Raw genomic sequence first — 797 nt, 5'->3', positions numbered from 1 at the left:
GATTTTGATTTTGAAGGTTTTCGCGAGCAAGCGATTGCCAAATTGCAAGCCGGAGAAGGCTTGCTGGGTGAAGGCGGAGCCTTTACGCCATTGCTTAAGGCTTTTTTGGAAAAGGCAATGGAAGGTGAAGTAGAAGATCACATTGCCGAGGGAGAACTTCCCAATCGAAAAAATGGTAAAGGCAAAAAGATTGTGCGCACCAGCTTGGGTGAAGTAGAGATTACAACACCCCGCGACAGGCAAGGCACCTTTCGACCACAGATTGTTCCTAAGCGATCCAAAATGCTGCCTAAGGACTTAGAAAAGCAAATCATGACCCTCTATGCCCGTGGTAGTTCAATGGGAGACATCCGCGATTTTCTTGAAGAAATGTATGGTATAGAAGTTTCTCCCTCCACGATCTCCAGGGTAACCGATAAAGTGATTCCTTTGCTGGAAGAATGGCGCACTAGGCCCTTAGAAAGCGTTTACACTTTTGTTTTCATGGATGCTATTCATTACAAAGTCCGTGAAGAAGGCCGCGTAATTACTAAGGCAGTTTATGGGGTCATTGGAGTTAACCAAGAAGGCTACCGCGATGTTCTGGGGCTTTATGTGGGACAAAACGAGTCCGCTAAGTTTTGGATGAATGTACTTACTGACCTGCAAAACAGGGGCTTGGAAGATATTCTAATTGCATCTATAGATAATTTGAGTGGATTCGTTGAAGCCATTGAAGCTATCTTCCCAAAGACTGATATACAGCTGTGTATCGTTCACCAGATCCGGAACTCAAAGAAGTATTTAGCCTATAAAGA

At 44.4% G+C, this 797-nt stretch carries 1 protein-coding gene; it reads left to right on the top strand.

Annotated elements, in window-relative coordinates:
- On the top strand, nt 1–797 hold a 797-nt coding region (locus ACRBG0_RS28445), incomplete at both ends, for an IS256 family transposase (protein WP_431490211.1).

It is taken from the genome of Lewinella sp., assembly GCF_050633125.1.
GTDB lineage: Bacteria > Bacteroidota > Bacteroidia > Chitinophagales > Saprospiraceae > Lewinella.
Note: the sequence above shows the minus strand (reverse complement) of the source record. Positions and strands in the feature narration are given on the sequence as shown.